This window comes from Massilia sp. DWR3-1-1 (genome assembly GCF_049898325.1).
Classification (GTDB): Bacteria; Pseudomonadota; Gammaproteobacteria; order Burkholderiales; family Burkholderiaceae_D; genus JAFCUW01.
The window spans coordinates 37165-53578 of sequence record NZ_JAFCXL010000001.1 but is presented as its reverse complement, the minus strand read 5'-3'; the positions used below and the strand labels follow the sequence as shown (position 1 = coordinate 53578).

At 66.8% G+C, this 16414-nt stretch carries 15 protein-coding genes; 7 read left to right on the top strand and 8 right to left on the bottom strand.

Annotated elements, in window-relative coordinates; all coding sequences use genetic code 11:
* The first annotated feature begins 119 nt into the window (after positions 1–119).
* From ACP7EY_RS00245 to ACP7EY_RS00225, 5 genes are all read left to right on the top strand, one after another.
* Positions 120–431 carry an H-NS family nucleoid-associated regulatory protein gene (locus tag ACP7EY_RS00245; RefSeq protein ID WP_426189258.1) on the top strand — a complete coding sequence of 104 codons (312 nt, stop codon included), beginning with the start codon at positions 120–122 and terminating at the stop codon, positions 429–431.
* 289 nt (positions 432–720) lie between these two features.
* Positions 721–2100 (top strand): phosphomannomutase/phosphoglucomutase, encoded by a 1380-nt coding sequence (locus ACP7EY_RS00240; RefSeq protein ID WP_426189256.1) that lies wholly within the window; start codon positions 721–723, stop codon positions 2098–2100.
* An 11-nt stretch (positions 2101–2111) separates the two neighbouring features.
* Positions 2112–3092, top strand: a complete 981-nt coding sequence (waaC, locus tag ACP7EY_RS00235; RefSeq protein WP_426189254.1) for a lipopolysaccharide heptosyltransferase I — start codon at positions 2112–2114, stop codon at positions 3090–3092.
* Complete coding sequence (waaA, locus tag ACP7EY_RS00230; protein WP_426189252.1) at positions 3089–4384, top strand: lipid IV(A) 3-deoxy-D-manno-octulosonic acid transferase; 1296 nt, start codon at positions 3089–3091, stop codon at positions 4382–4384. The genes waaC and waaA overlap by 4 nt, the downstream gene beginning before the upstream one ends.
* A 53-nt stretch (positions 4385–4437) precedes the next feature.
* Positions 4438–4977 carry a YcxB family protein gene (locus ACP7EY_RS00225; RefSeq protein WP_426189250.1) on the top strand — a complete coding sequence of 180 codons (540 nt, stop codon included), beginning with the start codon at positions 4438–4440 and terminating at the stop codon, positions 4975–4977.
* A 24-nt stretch (positions 4978–5001) separates the two neighbouring features.
* Here the strand turns inward: ACP7EY_RS00225 and ACP7EY_RS00220 are convergent, their stop codons facing one another.
* From ACP7EY_RS00220 to ACP7EY_RS00190, 7 genes are all read right to left on the bottom strand, one after another.
* The gene (locus ACP7EY_RS00220; protein ID WP_426190014.1) at positions 5002–5937 is read right to left on the bottom strand and encodes a M48 family metallopeptidase; all 936 of its coding nucleotides are present in this window, start codon (positions 5935–5937) and stop codon (positions 5002–5004) included.
* Positions 5938–5951: 14 nt separating this feature from the next.
* Complete coding sequence (locus tag ACP7EY_RS00215) at positions 5952–6692, bottom strand: lysophospholipid acyltransferase family protein (protein ID WP_426189248.1); 741 nt, start codon at positions 6690–6692, stop codon at positions 5952–5954.
* Between the two features lie 21 nt (positions 6693–6713).
* Positions 6714–7268, bottom strand: a complete 555-nt coding sequence (gene gmhB / locus ACP7EY_RS00210) for a D-glycero-beta-D-manno-heptose 1,7-bisphosphate 7-phosphatase (protein ID WP_426189246.1) — start codon at positions 7266–7268, stop codon at positions 6714–6716.
* 22 nt (positions 7269–7290) lie between these two features.
* Positions 7291–9378: a glycine--tRNA ligase subunit beta gene (gene glyS / locus ACP7EY_RS00205; protein ID WP_426189244.1), complete on the bottom strand. Its 2088-nt coding sequence runs from the start codon at positions 9376–9378 to the stop codon at positions 7291–7293.
* Positions 9379–9393: 15 nt separating this feature from the next.
* Entirely contained in the window at positions 9394–10320 is a 927-nt protein-coding gene (glyQ, locus tag ACP7EY_RS00200) for a glycine--tRNA ligase subunit alpha (RefSeq protein WP_426189242.1), read from the bottom strand.
* 98 nt (positions 10321–10418) lie between these two features.
* Positions 10419–11981 (bottom strand): apolipoprotein N-acyltransferase, encoded by a 1563-nt coding sequence (gene lnt, locus ACP7EY_RS00195; protein ID WP_426189240.1) that lies wholly within the window; start codon positions 11979–11981, stop codon positions 10419–10421.
* The gene (locus ACP7EY_RS00190; protein ID WP_426189238.1) at positions 11981–12859 is read right to left on the bottom strand and encodes an HlyC/CorC family transporter; all 879 of its coding nucleotides are present in this window, start codon (positions 12857–12859) and stop codon (positions 11981–11983) included. Before ACP7EY_RS00190 ends, lnt begins: the two co-directional genes overlap by 1 nt.
* 142 nt (positions 12860–13001) lie before the next feature.
* Here ACP7EY_RS00190 and ACP7EY_RS00185 point away from each other — a divergent pair, with 142 nt between their 5' ends.
* Both ACP7EY_RS00185 and ACP7EY_RS00180 read left to right on the top strand, forming a co-directional pair.
* Entirely contained in the window at positions 13002–13484 is a 483-nt protein-coding gene (locus ACP7EY_RS00185) for a (2Fe-2S)-binding protein (protein WP_426189237.1), read from the top strand.
* Positions 13481–15697 (top strand): molybdopterin cofactor-binding domain-containing protein, encoded by a 2217-nt coding sequence (locus tag ACP7EY_RS00180; protein ID WP_426189235.1) that lies wholly within the window; start codon positions 13481–13483, stop codon positions 15695–15697. Before ACP7EY_RS00185 ends, ACP7EY_RS00180 begins: the two co-directional genes overlap by 4 nt.
* Before the next feature lie 4 nt (positions 15698–15701).
* Here ACP7EY_RS00180 and ACP7EY_RS00175 read toward each other — a convergent pair whose 3' ends face one another.
* Entirely contained in the window at positions 15702–16310 is a 609-nt protein-coding gene (locus ACP7EY_RS00175; RefSeq protein ID WP_426189233.1) for an NAD(P)-binding protein, read from the bottom strand.
* Between the last annotated feature and the right edge of the window lie 104 nt (positions 16311–16414).

Genomic DNA, 16414 nt, shown 5'->3' with positions numbered 1-16414 from the left:
GAAGAATTATCATCGGGCGGCAGCGGATTTATTCGACATTCTAAATTAATATGTAGTATATTGCGACAATTGGTGAGAATTCACTTAATCGACCTCAACCCACAACCAAGGAAAAGACAATGGACCTGTCAAATATGTCAGTCGGCGATATGCGCAACCTGCAGGATCAAATCAAGCAGGAAATGAAGAAGCGCGAGCAATCGGACCTGGCCAAAGCCCGCGAACAGATTCTTGCGATCGCCCAAAGCGTTGGCGTGCCTTTGAAAGACCTGCTCGCGACCACCGGTCGTGGCGGCAAAACCGGCACCGTCGCCGTGCGCTTCCGCAATCCAGAAGATGCGGCCCAGCAATGGACCGGTCGTGGCCGTCAGCCGAAATGGGTCAAGGAATGGGTCGATAGCGGTAAATCGATCGACAAACTGCGCGTTTAAGCACGCGGCATGAGCGGGTCGGCCGGGGCATTGGCGCCGGCGATCAATGGCGGCGCCCCAGTCCGGGCCCGCCTGATGTCTTTCTCAGTTGCACGTTTTATGTAGTCCGCGCCCGTCTGCCGGCGCCGCTCGCACGGTCCTTCGTGCCAGTGCTCGTATCGCTTGATTCCCAAGCTCTCTGCTTGCCGCTACAATACCCTCCTGTTTACCGTCGGCGTGTTCACGCATGCTGCATGCGTTTACGCGAAACATTCGACGATGGACCAATACTAAGACAGGACCGATATTCATGGTGGCGCTCTCCAGATCAATCTTCAAAGCCTATGACATCCGCGGTGTCATCGACAAAACCCTCGACGCTGGCGTGGCCCATCAAATCGGCCAGGCGTTCGGCATGGCGGTGCTGGCCAAGGGCGAAACGGCGGTGGTGATCGGCCGCGACGGCCGCCTGTCCGGCCCCGAGCTTGCCCGTGCGCTGGCCGCCGGCCTGCAGGCCGCTGGCGTCGACGTCATCGATCTGGGTGTGGTCGCCACGCCGATGGTCTATTACGGCACCAAGGTGCTGGGCGCTGCCTCCGGCATCATGGTCACCGGCAGCCACAACCCGCCCGACTACAACGGCTTCAAGATGGTGCTGGCCGGCGACGCCATCCACGGCGCCACCATCTCGGCGCTGTACGACAGCATCGTCGCCCACGACGGCAGCGCGGCGGCGGTCCCCGGCAGCTATCGCAGCCACGATATCGGCGCGGCCTACCTGGCGCGCATCATCGGCGACGTCAAGATTGCACGGCCCATCAAGATCGCCGTCGATTGCGGCAACGGCGTCGCCGGCGCCTTCGCCGGCGACCTGTTTCGCGGCATGGGCTGCGAGGTCATCGAATTGTTCTGCGAGGTCGACGGCCACTTCCCGAACCACCACCCGGACCCGGCCCACCCTGAAAACCTGCAAGACCTGATCAAGTGCCTGCAGGAGAGCGACGCCGAGATCGGCATCGCTTTCGACGGCGACGGCGACCGCCTCGGCGTGGTGACCAAGGATGGCCAGATCATCTACCCCGATCGCCAGATGATGCTGTTCGCCGCCGACGTGCTCACGCGCCACCCGGGCGCCCAGATCCTCTACGACGTCAAGTGCACGCGCCACCTGGCGCCCTATATCGCCAGCCACGGCGGCGAGCCGCTGATGTGGAAAACCGGCCATTCGCTGGTGAAAGCGAAACTGAAGGAAACCGGCGCCCCGCTGGGTGGCGAGATGAGCGGCCATATCTTCTTCTCGGACCGCTGGTACGGCTTCGACGACGGCCTGTATTCGGGCGCCCGCCTGCTCGAACTGCTCACGCGCGTGGCTGACCCGTCGGCGCTGCTGAACGCGCTGCCGCAATCGGACAGCACCCCCGAACTGCACCTGGAACTGGCCGAAGGCGAAAACGTCGCCCTGATCGACCAGTTGCGCAACGACGCCTTTCCTGGCCATGAGCGCATCATCACCATCGACGGCCTGCGGGTGGAGTACGCCGACGGCTTCGGCCTGGCGCGCTCCTCCAACACCACCCCGGTGGTGGTGATGCGCTTCGAAGCGGAAGGCGCGGACGCGCTGGCGCGTATCCAGGCCGAGTTCAAGCGGGCCATCAGCGCCGTGCGGCCCGACGCCAAGCTGCCTTTCTGACGGACCGCGGTTTGAAAATTCTGCTGGTGCGCGTGTCATCGATGGGCGATGTGCTGCACAATCTGCCGATGGTGGCCGACCTGGCGCGCCAGTACCCGCACGCCGTCATCGACTGGGTGGTCGAAGAGGCCTACGTCAGCCTGGTGCGCCTCAATCCGCGCGTGCGCAAGATCGTGCCGTTCGCCCTGCGCCGCTGGCGAAAAAGCCTGACCAGCCCCGCCACCCGGCGCGAGCTGGGTCAATTCTGGCGCGACCTGCGCGAAGAGCGTTACGACCTGGTGTTCGACACCCAGGGCCTGCTCAAGACCGGCGTCATCATGGGCGCGGCCCGGCTCGCTCCCGGCGGACGCAAGATCGGCCTGGGCAACGGCAGCGAAGGCTCCGGCTACGAAGCGATCTCGCGTATTTTTCATACCGACAGCATCAAGCTCGATCCGCGCACCCATGCGGTGGCGCGCGGCCGGCTGGTGGCGGCCAGGGCGCTCGGCTACGCCGTTGACAGCGCGCCCGACTTCGGCCTGCCCGCCGTCGATGGCGCCGCGCGCCCCGACTGGATGCCGGCGGCCCCCTACGCGGTGTTCTTTCACGGCACCGCGCGCGCTGCCAAGCAATGGCCACGCGCCAGCTGGATCGCGCTCGGCGCCCGCCTGGCGCCGATGCCGGTGCTGCTGGCGTGGGGTTCGCCGGCCGAACAGGCCGAGGCCGAGGCGATCGCCGCCGCTGTGCCGCATGCCCGCGTACTGCCGAAGCTGTCAATGGACGGCGCCGTCACGCTGGCGCGCAATGCCGCCCTGGCGGTGGGCGTGGACACGGGGCTGACCCACATCGCCGCCGCCTTCCTGCGCCCGACCGTGGAAATCTATGCCGATTCGCCGCGCTGGAAGACCGAGGGCAACTGGTCGCCCCTGATCGTCAACCTGGGCGAGCAGGGTGCGCCGCCCTCGTTGGAGACGGTCAGCGCGGCCGCGCTGGCCTTGCTGGGTCGGGCATGAGGCGCGGCACCTACAGCCTGCTGTGGCGCCTGGCCATGCCCCTGGTGCTGGCGCGCCTGTGGTGGCGCGGGCTGCGTGAAAAGGGCTATCGCCAGCACTGGAACGAGCGGCGCGGCCATTACGGCCCGCGCGGGGCCGGCTGGCACACGCTGTGGATCCACGCCGTGTCGGTGGGCGAGACGCGCGCCGCCGAACCGCTGGTCGATGCCCTGATGGCGCTGTATCCGAACAGCCGCATCCTGATGACCCACATGACGCCGACCGGCCGCGCCGCCGGCCAGGCGCTGTACGCGCGCCACGGCGAGCGTTTCGTCCAGTCGTACATGCCCTACGACATGGTCACCAAGCTGACCCGCTTCATGCGCCACTTCACGCCCCGTGTCTGCATCCTGATGGAGACCGAGGTGTGGCCCAACCTGATCGCGGTGTGCAAGGCGCGTGGCATCACGGTGGCCTTGGTCAATGCGCGCCTGTCGGAGCGCTCGCTGCAGCGGGCGCGGCGCCTGGGCCCGTTGATGACGGAGGCGGCGTCGGCGATATCGCTGGTGGCGGCGCAGACCGAACTCGATGCCGCGCGCGTGCGCTCGCTGGGTGCGCGCCAGGTCGTCGTCACCGGCAACATCAAGTTCGATGTCGCCGTGCCGGCGGCGGCGCTGGCCAAGGGTGCCTTCCTGCGCCAGCGGATCGATGCGCTTGCCGAGGCCGGCCGTCCCGTGCTGCTGTGCGCCAGCACCCGCGAGGGCGAGGAGGCGCTCATTCTCGACGCCTTCAAGGCCATGCCGGGGCGCTTGCCTGGCATGCTGCTGTTGATCGTGCCGCGCCATCCGCAGCGCTTCGACGAAGTGGCGCAACTGGCGCACGCGCGCGGCTTCAAGGTGGCGCGCCGCTCCGCGCTGGGCCAGGACGGGGTCGAGCTCGATGCCGCCGTCGATGTGCTGGTGGGCGACTCGATGGGCGAGATGGTGGCGTATTATGCCGCCTGCGATTGCGCCTTCATCGGCGGCAGCCTGCTGCCGCTGGGCGGCCAGAACCTGATCGAGGCTTGCGCCACCGGCAAGCCGGTGCTGATCGGCGATCACACCTTCAATTTCGCCGTGGCCAGCGATGAAGCGGTTGCCATCGGCGCCGCCAGCCGGGTGCTTGATGCGGCCGACATGCTGGTCCAGGCACGCGCGCTGCTGCTCGACGAAACGGCCCGCCGCAGCATGGGCGAGGCGGGGTTTCGCTTCGCCCAAATGCACGGCGGCGCAACAACGCGCACGGTTGAATTATTGCAGGGGCTGATTTATTAAATTTGCTACCATGGTTTTTTTAAGCCCTGACAAAAGGGCGAACGGGGACGCGCATGTGGTTCAACCATCCGAAGCCTGTGGGTAGCCGTAAGCCAGTGGCCGCGCTGGTGCAGCAGCACAGCGACCCGGAGCCGCTGGTGCTTGTTCACTCGCAGCACCAGACGCCCTTCCTGCACGAGCAGGACGCCGCCACGCTGGCGCCGATCGAATTTTCCGTCCGCTACGGCTCGTGGGAATATGCCGCCTTCATGTGGCAGCACGCAGGCTACCTGATCCGCCGCCGCCGCATCGCCGCCCCGGCCAGCTGGTACATGCGCTGCAAAAGCACCTGGTCGGCCGCCTGGCACTTTTTCCTGCAAGGCCGCTCGCGCACCACCTATCAGTTCACCATCGACCGCCACGGCATCGTGCGCAGCGGGCCGGCCGGCGTCACCCTGATCGCCTGGGACGACGTCGTCGGCATGCGCAGCTATCCGCGCGGGCGCATGCTGCTGTTAAAACGGGGCACCCTGCCGTTGCCCGCCCGCTGTCTCGATGCGGCGCAGTCGGCCAGCCTGGCCGGCTACGCGACCTGGATCAGGACGCATCCGTAAATTATGCGCAATCGCGTATAATCTCTAGTCAGGAAAAATCACCGGCAATTCCTGCGACAGCTTGCGCAGCGCCGCCTTGGCGCCGTCGTAATCGGGATACACCGCGCCCACCGTCTCCCAGAAGCGCGCGCTGTGGTTCATCTCGCGCAGGTGCGCCAGTTCGTGGGCGACGACGTAATCGACCAGCGACAGGGGAAAATGAATCAAGCGCCAGTTCAGGCGGATGCTGCCGCCCACCGTGCACGAGCCCCAGCGGGTGCCGGCCGACGACAGCGTCAGTGAGCGGTAGTGCACGCCCAGGCGCGGCGCATACAGGGCCATGCGTTCGGCGAACAGGGTGCGCGCCTGGTCCTGCAGCCACAGCCTGACCCGTTCGCGCAGTTGCCATTCCTCGAGGCCGTCGACGACGCCCACGTGCAGTTCGCCTGCCGCCTCGTCGTAGCGGCAGTGACTGCGCGCTGCCGCTTGCAGGCGCAAGGTCAGCGCGCCGCCCAGGTAGGGCAGGGCGGCGCCGTCGACCCATTGCAGCGGCGGTTTCTTCTGGCGCAGCACGCGCCGTTCGCCCCGTTCTTCCAGCTTGGTGACGATCCAGCGCTGCTTGGCGCGGATGGCGCTGTCGATTTCAGCGAGATTGAGGCGCTTGGGCGCCGTCACGCGCAGGCCGTCGTCATCGATCATGAAGCCGATCGAGCGGCGCGCGGTGCGGCGCAGGACGTAGTCGATGGCGTGGGCGCCGAGCTCGATGCGGCGCAGCGGCGGCGCGCCGGGCGGTGCCGGCGGCGGGGTGGGCAGCGCCACCCGCGGTGGCGGTGGCGCCTTGAACAGCACCTGCGGCGGCGACGCCGGGGCGGCGGCCGGTTCGAGAGCGGCAAAGTACTCCTGGGCGAACAGCTCGAGCTGTTGCCCATCGAGTTTGCGCGGAGAGGTGGCAGCGGGCTGCGGCCCGCGGATGCCGATCAGCTCACCGGCACCACTCAGCCAGCGTTGTAGGCGTGGGGCGAAATGACGCGCATTTCTGACTCTATCCAATTTTCTACCTCTTGCATCATGCTGTCGGGCGTGTGTCCCACTGGCGAAATCGGTTTGCCGATCGAGACGGTAATGGTGCCGGGGCGCTTCAGAAACGAATTCTTCGGCCAGTATTCCCCCGAGTTATGGGCAATCGGCACCACCACCGCCTGCGTCTCGATGGCCAGGCGGGTGCCGCCGCTCTTGTACTTGCCGGCCTGGCCGACGGGAATCCGGGTCCCCTCGGGGAACATGATAATCCACTGGCCATCGGCGAGCCGGCGCTTGCCCTGCGCGACCACCTGGCGGAAGGCGTTCTTGCCCTGCTTGCGGTCGATCGGGATCATGCGCAGCAGCGCCATGCCCCAGCCAAAAAAGGGAATATACAGGATCTCTTTTTTGAACACGTACACCAGTGGCCGGGTCAGCGAGGGCAGCAGGAAAATCGTCTCCCATGCCGACTGGTGCTTCGACAGCACGATGGCGGGCGCGTCGGGCAGATTGTCGTAGCCCTTGAACTGGTAGTGGATGCCGCAGATGACCTTGGCGCACCAGATCACGAAAACGTTCCAGCGCGAGGTCACCCAGTAACGCTGGTTATACGGCAGGGGCGCCGCCAGCAGGCAGACGCACACCCAGATCACGGTGGCGAGGACCATCACAATGGTGAACAACAGGGAACGCAGGAACAGGCCGATATTACGCAATGGGGGTCTCCGGGAAAGCGGTCAGGTGGAAGTAGGGTGGGGAGATTTGAGCAGGTGGCTGACCATGCTGGCGAGGTCGTCGAAGACCTGGGTGCCGGGCGGCAGGCCGCCCGTTTCCATGGTCTTCTGGCCTTTGCCGGTGAGCACCAGGTAGGGCGTGCAGCCCGATTTGAAGCCGGCCTGCAGGTCGCGCAGCGAGTCGCCCACGGTGGGCACGCCGCGCAGGCTCACCTTGAAGCGCTTGCCGATTTCTTCGAACATGCCGGCCTTCGGCTTTCTGCAATCGCAGTTGTCGATGGCCGCATGGGGGCAGAAGAAGATGGCGTCGATCTGCGCGCCGGCCATCTGCGCGTGCGAATGGAGCTTCTGGTGGATCGTGTTGAGAATGTTCATGTCGAACAGTTCGCGCGCGATGCCGGACTGGTTCGACGCCACCACCACCCGGTAGCCGGCCTGATTCAGGCGCGCGATCGCTTCGAGCGAGCCGGGAATCGGCACCCACTCGGCGGGCGACTTGATGAAGTCGGGCGAATCGTGGTTGATCACGCCATCGCGGTCGAGGATGATCATTTTCATGGCGGCGGCTCCTGTCAAAAGCTTAAGCGGCCAGCTTGGAAATGTCGGCCACGCGGTTCATCATGCCATGCAATTGCGCCAGCAAGGCCAGGCGGTTGTGGCGCAGCGCCGGGTCCTCGGCGTTGACCATGACGTCATTGAAGAAGCCGTCGACGTCGTCGCGCAGTTGCGACAGCATCTTGAGCGTTCCCGTGAAGTCGCCGCGGGCGAACGCCGCCGCCACTTCCGGCTGCACCCGCGCCACGCTGGCGGCCAGGGTTTTTTCGGCCGCTTCCTGCAGCAGCGCTGCGTCGACCGTGCCGACGGCGCCTTCGGCTTTTTTCAGGATGTTGGTGATGCGCTTGTTGGCCGCGGCCAGCGAGGCCGCTTCCGGCATCGCCGCGAACGCCTTGACGGCGTCGAGCCGCTGGACGATGTCGTCGAGGCGGTCCGGCTGCTGCGCCAGCACCGCTTCGACTTCATTGCTGGAAAAGCCCCGTTCGCGCAGCACGCCGCGCAGGCGGTCGATGATGAAGCTGGCCACTTCAAACGACGGATCCTTGAAGCCGGCCTGGTCGTCGAACACGGCGGCGGCGTCCATCAGGAGGGCCGAGATCGACAGCGGCAGGCGTTTTTCCAGCAGCATGCGCAGCACCCCCAGCGCGTGGCGGCGCAGGGCGAACGGGTCCTTGTCGCCGGTGGGCGCCAGGCCGATCGACCAGATGCCCACCAGCGTTTCGAGCTTGTCGGCCAGCGCCACGGCGGTGCCGGTGGGCGTGGTCGGCAGGCTGTCGCCGGCAAAGCGGGGCTGATAGTGCTCGGAGGCGGCCAGCGCCACTTCTTCCGGCTCGCCGTCGTGGCGCGCGTAATAGGTGCCCATGATGCCTTGCAGCTCGGGGAATTCGCCGACCATGTCGGTGAGCAGGTCGGCCTTGGCCAGCGCCGCGCCCCGTTCGGCCAGCGCGACGTCGTAGCCGAGGCGGGCGGCGATGGCGCCGGCCAGGCGCGTCACGCGCGTGGTGCGCGCGGCCTGCGTGCCCAGCTTGTTGTGGTAGACCACGTTGGCCAGCAGCGGCAGGCGCGCGGCCAGGGTTTTTTTCTTGTCCTGCTCGAAAAAGAACTTGGCGTCCGACAGACGCGGGCGCACCACGCGCTCGTTGCCGCCGATGATGTGCTCGGGCGTGCTCGTGGCGATGTTCGAGACGATCAGGAAGCGCGAACGCAGCTTGCCGGCGCCGTCCGTGAGGGCGAAATACTTCTGGTTGGTCTGCATGGTCAGGATCAGGCATTCCTGCGGCACCGCCAGGAACGCTTCTTCGAACCGGCATTCGTACACCACCGGCCACTCGACCAGCGCGGCCACTTCGTCGAGCAGGGCCTCGGGCATGAGCACCAGGTCCGCGCCCGCTTTTTCCAGCAGGGCCGCGCGGATGACGTCCTTGCGGGCGGCCGTGCTGGCGATGACCTTGCCTTCGTTTTCCAGCATGCCGGCGTAGTTGACGGGGTGCGAAATCGAAATCGGCAGTCCGCTCGAGAGGAAGCGGTGGCCCAGGGTGACGCGGCCGGCGCTCAGGCCCAGTGCCGTCAAAGGCACGATGTCTTCGCCATGCAGGGCGATGAGCGAATGGGCGGGACGGACGAACTGCACGGTGGCGCCATCGGGGCGCTGGTAGCTCATCAGTTTAGGAATCGGCAGCTTGGCCAGCGCTTCGTCGAAGGCCGCCTGCAGGCCGCTGGCCAGGGCCACGCCGTCGGCGGTGTAGCTGTAAAAAAAGCTCTCGGCCTTGCCGTCGACGGCCCGTTCGAGCTGCGCCACGGTGACGTCGGCGCGGCCCATGGCGGCCAGTTTTTTCGCCAGCGGCGCGGTCGGATTGCCGGCAGCGTCGAGCGCCACCGACACCGGCAGCACTTTTTCGCGGATCGATTTGTCGGGCGAAGTGGGGCGCACGTCGGTGATCGACACGGCCAGGCGGCGCGGCGTGGAATACGCCGTCACGACGCTGTCGGCGCCCAGAAAATCGCGCGCGCGCAAGCCCTGTTCGATGCCGTTGGCAAAGGCGGCGCCCAGTTTGACGAGGGCTTTCGGTGGCAGTTCTTCGGTGCGCAATTCGACTAATAAAGTGTGGTTCATGTTGTTATTCTTTAATCAGGCAGTGGCGTCGGCGTCGGCGAGGGGCGCTTTCGGCGCCATGGGGAAGCCGAGCTTTTCGCGCGACTCGTAATAGGCCTGGGCGACCAGGCGCGAGAGCGTGCGCACGCGGCCGATATAGGCCGCCCGCTCGGTGACGGAAATGGCGCCGCGCGCGTCGAGCATATTGAAGCTGTGCGAGGCGCGCATGATCTGCTCGTAGGCGGGCAGGGTCAGTTGCAACTCGATCAGGCGCTTCGCTTCGGACTCGTGGTTGGCGAACTGGCCAAACAGCAGTTCCGTGTTGGCGTGCTCGAAATTGTAGGTCGACTGCTCGACCTCGTTCTGGTGGAACACGTCGCCGTAGGACAGCGACCTGGTTTCGCCGTTTTCCTGCCAGGTGGTCCACACCAGGTCGTAGACGTTTTCCACGCCCTGCAGGTACATGGCCAGGCGCTCGATGCCGTAGGTGATTTCGCCCAGCACGGGTTTGCAGTCGAGACCGCCAACTTGCTGGAAATAGGTGAACTGCGTCACTTCCATGCCATTGAGCCAGACTTCCCAGCCCAGGCCCCACGCGCCCAGGGTGGGGCTTTCCCAGTCGTCCTCGACGAAGCGGACGTCGTTCTGCTTCAAGTCGAGCCCCAGCGCTTCCAGCGAGCCCAGGTACAAATCGAGGATGTTTTCCGGCGCCGGCTTGAGTACCACCTGGTACTGGTAGTAATGCTGGAGGCGGTTCGGGTTTTCGCCGTAGCGGCCGTCTTTCGGGCGGCGCGACGGCTGCACGTAGGCGGCGCGCCATGGTTCCGGACCGATCGCGCGCAGGAAGGTGCCAGTGTGAAACGTACCGGCGCCCACTTCCAGATCGTAGGGCTGGAGCAGGGCGCAGCCTTGCTTGTCCCAGTAGGATTGCAAGGTCAAAATGATTTGTTGGAATGTGAGCATCGTGGCATGTGCCGCGCGTTTGACGGCGAGCAATAAAGTGAAAGTGCTAAATGGCTAATTTTAGCGGTTTTTAAGGGGCCGCTGGGAGCGGAACACGATTATTCGACGTTCTGGCGCGCCACCCGGCCGCGCCACCACGCGCAAGCGAGGGCGACGCCGGCCAGCGCCAGGAACAGCAGGTTGCCGCAGACGATGTACGGGGTGTTGCCGCGCATGCCCTGCACGGACGCGCTGAGCACGCCCCGCTGGTCTGCCGGCAGCGATGCCAGCACGGCGCCGTGCGGGTCGATGATGGCGGTGGCGCCGGTGTTGGTGGCGCGCAGCATGGGCCGGCCCGTTTCGATGGCGCGCATGCGCGAGATCTGCAAATGCTGGGGGATCGCCACCGACTGGCCGTACCAGGCCAGGTTGGAGGCGTTGAGCAGCATGGTGGCGGGGGTGGCGGACGCGCGCAGCTGCAGGGCGATTTCTTCGCCGAAGGCGTCTTCGTAGCAGACGTTCGGCAGCACGAACTGGTCCTTGACGGCGAACGGCGCCTGCACCGCGGCGCCCCGCTTGAAGTCGCCCAGCGGGATCGCCATCATGTCGACGAACCAGCGAAAACCGGTGGGCACGAACTCGCCAAACGGCACCAGGTGCTGCTTGTCGAAGCGGTAGCTGGCGCCGTCCGGGGCCATGCCGGCGATGGCGTTGGCGGCATTGTGCAGCGCGTCTTCCTGGCTGGCCGCCAGCGGCATGCCCACCAGCAGGGCGCTGCCGCTGGCGCGCGCGAAGCTGGCCAGCGACGGCAGGTAGTCGGGCGGCAGCTGGTAGGGGTAGAGCACGATCGCCGTTTCCGGCGTGGCGATCAGGTCGGCCGGGGCGGCGGTGATCAGGTCGTGGTACAGGTCGAGGGCGTCGCGCAGATGCAAGGGGTCGAATTTCTCGTCCTGGGCGACGTTACCTTGCAACAGGCGCACGGACAGCGGCTTGCCGTGGGGGCGCGTCCAGTCGAGCTGGCGCAGGCCCAGGCCCAGCGCGAGGATGGCCGCCAGCAGGCCGATCGCGGGCCAGCGCGCGCGCTGGGTCAGCATGGTCAGGCAGGCGCCGCACACGGCCACCAGCACGCCCACGCCATACACGCCGACGATGGGGGCGTAGCCGGCCAGCGCGCTGCCCGTGTGGGCGTAGCCGGACGAGGCCCACGGAAAGCCCGTAAACACCCAGCCGCGCAGCCATTCGGACAGGCCCCAGCAGGCCGGCAGCACCAGCAGCAGGTAGGCGGCCACGGGCAGCGACCAGCGCCGCCGCAGCCAGGCGGCCACGCCCATGGCCAGGCCGGCGAACAGGCCCATGTAGGCGCCCAGCAGCAGCAGCGCCAGCGCCGCGACCGGTCCCGGCAAGCCGCCGAAGCGGGTGATGGCGATATACAGCCAGTGCATGCCGGCCACCGACCAGCCCAGGCCGAAGGCCCAGCCGATCGCGCTGGCGCGGCGCACCGAGGTGTCCATGCCGACCTGGTAAAACACGAAGGCGAGCAGGGCGAACTGCAGCGGCCAGGCGCCGAACGGGGCGAACGAGAACAGCGACAGGCCGCCGGCAATGGCGGCGGCCAGCATCGGCCACAGCGTGCCGCGCGGCCGGGTGGCCAGGATGGGCGCTGCGCGGACCTTGCGCAGCATCAGTCGTGTTCGTCCTCGGCCAGCGGCATGCGCTCGACCAGCAGAACGTGGATCTGGCGGGCGTCGGCGCGCAGCACCTCGAAGCGCAGGTGGTCGATGTCGAACACATCGCCCTTGTGCGGCATGCGGCCCAGGTGATTGGCCACCAGGCCGCCAATGGTGTCGACGTCGTCGTCGACCAGGCTGGCGCCGACTTCCTCATTGAACTGGTCCAGTTCGGTCAGGGCCTTGACGCGCCAGCGCGGGCCGTGATGGCCTTCCTTGATCGACAGGACGTTGTCCTCTTCCTCGTCGAAGTCGTATTCGTCCTCGATGTCGCCGACGATCTGCTCGAGCACGTCCTCGATGGTGATCAGGCCGGCCACGCCGCTGTATTCATCGACCACGATGGCCATGTGATTGTGGTTGGCGCGGAAGTCGCGCAGCAGCACGTTCAGGCGTTTTGACTCGGGAATGAAGATGGCGGGGCGCAGCATGTCGCGCACGTCGAACGATTCTTCGGCGTAGTAGCGCAGCAGGTCCTTGGCCAGCAGGATGCCGATCACCTTGTCGCGCTCGCCCTCGACGGCGGGAAAGCGCGAGTGGGCGGTCGACAGGACCGATGGCATCCATTCTTCGATGGGTTTGCTGATGTCGATGACGTCCATCTGCGAGCGCGGCACCATGATGTCGCGGGCGGACAGGTCCGATACCTGGAAGACGCCCTCGATCATCGACAGCGCATCGGCGTCGATCAGGTTGCGGCTTTGCGCATCGTGCAGCACTTCAAGCAGTTCTGCGCGATTTTCAGGCTCGGGGGAGATCAAGGCAGTCAGGCGTTCAAACAGGGAACGCTGAGGTTTGGCGTCCAGGCGGACGTCCGTAGGGTGCTCTGGCATAGTTGGCGTGAGCCGTTGTTGCGATGGGCGTAGCATACATCAAAAGCGAGAGTGCCCGTTTTTTAAGCAAAATGGGGCGCCCCAATCGGGCGCCGCGCGATTGCCGTATATTGGCGATTTCGCCAACCAACCGGAGTAGCCCATGACCTCGCTGAACATCAATGGCACCGCCACCGACTTCGATGTGCCCGACGATATGCCGCTGCTGTGGGTGCTGCGCGACGTCGCCGGCCTGACCGGTACCAAGTTCGGCTGCGGCGTGTCGCTGTGCGGCGCCTGCACCATTCACCTCGACGGCCAGGCGGTGCGTTCGTGCGTGACGCCCGTGTCGGCCGCGGCCGGCAAAAAAATCGTCACCATCGAAGCGGTCGGCAACGATCCCGTGGGCGCGCGCGTGCAAAGCGCCTGGCGCCAGATCGACGTCGTCCAGTGCGGTTACTGCCAGTCCGGCCAGGTGATGGCCGCCACGGCCCTGCTGACGGCCACGCCGAAGCCCACCGACGCGCAGATCGACGACGCCATGTCGGGCAATATCTGCCGCTGCGGGACGTACGGGCGCATTCGCGCGGCCATCAAGATCGCCGCCGCCGCGCCGGCGCCGGTAGCGACGGGAGCGGCAGCATGAGCGCCGTCGTCAACCGCCGCCGCTTCCTGCAAGTGGGCGCGGCCGCCGGCGGCGGCCTGCTGGTGGGTTTTAATTTGTCCGGCTGCGACGCCAACAAGCCGGGCGACCGCAAGGATCCGCCGGCCGAAACGGCCGTCGGCGCGGCCGCCACGGCAGCCTCGAACCGCAGCGCCGGCCTGGCGCCGAACGCCTTCATCCGCATCGGCCGCGACGGCGTCGTCACGCTGGTCATGCACAAGGTGGAAATGGGGCAGGGCACATTTACATCGATGCCCATGCTGATCGCCGAGGAGCTCGGCGTCGACCTGGCCAAGGTCAAGCTGGAACAGGCGCCCGCCGACAACACCCTCTACAGTGACCCAATGCTGGGCGGCCAGGTCACCGGCGGTTCGACCTCCGTGCGCGCGGCCTGGAAGCCCCTGCGCGAAGCGGGCGCCACCGCCCGCAGCGTGCTGGTATCGGCGGCGGCGCAACAATGGGGCGTCGACGGCGCCACCTTGCACGTGAAAGACGGCGCCGTGATCGACCCGGCCGGCAAGCGCAGCCTGGGCTTCGGCGAACTGGTCGACGCCGCCGCCAGGCTGCCGGTACCAAAAACGATCACCTTGAAAAGCGCCGGCGGCTACACCCTGATCGGCAAGTCGCACCTGCGCCTGGACAGCGTCGAAAAAACCAACGGCACGGCGCTGTTCGGCATCGACGCCCGCCTGCCGGGGATGGCGATCGCCACGGTGGCGGCTTCGCCCGTCGTCGGCGGCAAGCTCAAGAGCGTGGACGAGGCCAAGGCGCTCGCCGTCAAGGGCGTGCGCCAGGTGCTCAAACTGGACAACGCGGTGGCGGTGGTGGCCGACCACATGTGGGCGGCCAGGCAGGGCCTGGCCGCGCTGGCGCCCACCTGGGACGATGGCCCGCATGGCGCCATGAGCAGCGCGAGCATGCGCGCCGACATGATGAAGGCGGCCGGGCAGCCCGGCGCGGTGGCGGAAAACCTGGGCGACGTCGCCCGCTCGCTGGGCGAAAAGGGGCGCCGCATCGACGCCGTCTACGAGCTGCCCTTCCTGGCCCATGCCACCATGGAGCCGATCAACTGCACGGTCGATCTGCGCGCCGACGGCTGCGACCTGTGGGTGGGCACCCAGGTGCCCAGCATGGCGCAAGGGGCGGCGGCCAGGCTGACCGGCCTGCCGCTGGAAAAAATCAAGGTGCACAATTTTTACCTGGGCGGCGGTTTCGGCCGCCGCCTGGAAGTCGACTACGTGGTGCAGGCGGTGTCGTTCGCCAAGCTCATGAAAGGGCCCGTCAAGTTCATCTGGAGCCGCGAGGAAGACATCCAGCACGACATGTTCCGCCCGTATTACGTCGACCGCCTGTCGGCCCGGCTCGACGCCAAGGGCATGCCGGCGGCCTGGTTGCACAAGGTCACCGGCTCGTCCATCATGGCGCGCTTCGCGCCGGGCGCGGTCAAGGACGGGGTCGATCCGGACGCCGTCGAAGGGGCCCGCGAGCTGCAATACACGATCGCCGACATGCGCGTCGAATACGTGCGCCACGAGCCGCCCGTGCCGACCGCGTTCTGGCGCGGCGTCGGCCCCACCCACAATGTGTTCGTCGTCGAGAGTTTCATGGACGAGCTGGCGGCCGCCGCCAGGCTCGACCCCGTCGGCTACCGCCGCGCGCTGCTCAGCAAGGCGCCGCGCATGCTGCGCGTGCTCGACCTGGTGGCCGAGAAGGCGCACTGGAAGCAGCCCTTGAAGGCGGTGGCGGGGCGGCGCGTGGGACGCGGCGTGTCGATGCAGTTCGCCTTCGGCAGCTACATGGCGCAGGTGGCCGAGGTGTCGGTGGGACCGGACGGCGACGTCAAGGTGCACCGAGTGGTGTGCGCGCTCGATTGTGGCCAGGTGATCAACCCGGACACGGTGGTGGCGCAAATGGAAGGGGGCATCGTGTTCGGCCTGAGCGCCGCCCTGTACGGCCAGATCACCTTCGACAAGGGCCGCGTGGTGCAGTCAAACTTCGGCGACTACCGCATGATGCGCATGAACGAGGCGCCGGTGGTGGAAGTGCACATCGTCGCCAGCACGGACGAGCCGGGCGGCATCGGCGAACCGGGCACGGCGGCCATCGCGCCGGCGCTGGCCAACGCCGTCTTCAACGCCACCGGCAAGCGCCTGCGCAAGCTGCCGCTGGACCCGGCGGCGCTGAAAAAGGCGTGATGGCTCAGGCGGCCCTGCGCTGGCCGAAGGGCTTGAACAGGGCGGCGATGTCCGGCGCGGGCGTGGTCAGTACCCGCAGGGCCGGGGTGTCTCCGGGCTTGCGCGGGGCGGCCCCGCCGCTGCGCAAGCCCGACCCCGGCATTGCCTGGTCTGTCGCCACCACCACCACGCGCGCCACGATGGCGCCCTGGTAGGTCGTCACCACCTGCATATTGTGCTCGGCGCTGATGTCGAGCACGCGGGTGGCGCCGTGAATGCGTCCGCCCAGTTGCACGATGGCGTAGGCCAGTTCGTTCGCCGAGGCCGGCGCGCGCTGAACGCCCGCCCGCACATCGTCGGCCCCGAGCAGATCGGCCAGCCGGGGGGCGCCTGTCACGGCGGCGGCGTCCAGGCCCGGCAGGGTCGGCGCGGATTCGATGACGACCACCGATTTTCCGTTTTGCAAAAGGTCGTAGGCGGTGCGCAAGCCGGCCAGCGAGGCGCCGACCACGCACACGTCGGCGCCCGTGTCGCCGTCGAGGGCCGGCATGGCGTGGCCGGGAAACGGGGCGAACGGGGCAAACTGCAGCGGGGCGAACGGCAGCGGGGCAGGGTTGGATTTGGTTTTACGCATGCACACACTCCTTGAATAAAATGGTCACAATCAAGTTTCCATTAGACCGCAAGGGGCGGTGCGCCAGTGTGGGCTGATTCACACAGGCCGGGTAAGCAATTGCA

Excerpts from the sequence above, each read along its gene's own strand:
- ACP7EY_RS00245 (WP_426189258.1), top strand. The coding sequence starts at position 120 with ATGGACCTGTCAAATATGTCAGTCGGCGATATGCGCAACCTGCAGGAT.
- ACP7EY_RS00240 (WP_426189256.1), top strand. The coding sequence starts at position 721 with ATGGTGGCGCTCTCCAGATCAATCTTCAAAGCCTATGACATCCGCGGT.
- waaA (WP_426189252.1), top strand. The coding sequence starts at position 3,089 with ATGAGGCGCGGCACCTACAGCCTGCTGTGGCGCCTGGCCATGCCCCTG.
- ACP7EY_RS00225 (WP_426189250.1), top strand. The coding sequence starts at position 4,438 with ATGTGGTTCAACCATCCGAAGCCTGTGGGTAGCCGTAAGCCAGTGGCC.
- gmhB (WP_426189246.1), bottom strand. The coding sequence starts at position 7,268 with ATGAAAATGATCATCCTCGACCGCGATGGCGTGATCAACCACGATTCG.
- glyS (WP_426189244.1), bottom strand. The coding sequence starts at position 9,378 with ATGAACCACACTTTATTAGTCGAATTGCGCACCGAAGAACTGCCACCG.
- glyQ (WP_426189242.1), bottom strand. The coding sequence starts at position 10,320 with ATGCTCACATTCCAACAAATCATTTTGACCTTGCAATCCTACTGGGAC.
- lnt (WP_426189240.1), bottom strand. The coding sequence starts at position 11,981 with ATGCTGCGCAAGGTCCGCGCAGCGCCCATCCTGGCCACCCGGCCGCGC.
- ACP7EY_RS00190 (WP_426189238.1), bottom strand. The coding sequence starts at position 12,859 with ATGCCAGAGCACCCTACGGACGTCCGCCTGGACGCCAAACCTCAGCGT.
- ACP7EY_RS00185 (WP_426189237.1), top strand. The coding sequence starts at position 13,002 with ATGACCTCGCTGAACATCAATGGCACCGCCACCGACTTCGATGTGCCC.
- ACP7EY_RS00180 (WP_426189235.1), top strand. The coding sequence starts at position 13,481 with ATGAGCGCCGTCGTCAACCGCCGCCGCTTCCTGCAAGTGGGCGCGGCC.
- ACP7EY_RS00175 (WP_426189233.1), bottom strand. The coding sequence starts at position 16,310 with ATGCGTAAAACCAAATCCAACCCTGCCCCGCTGCCGTTCGCCCCGCTG.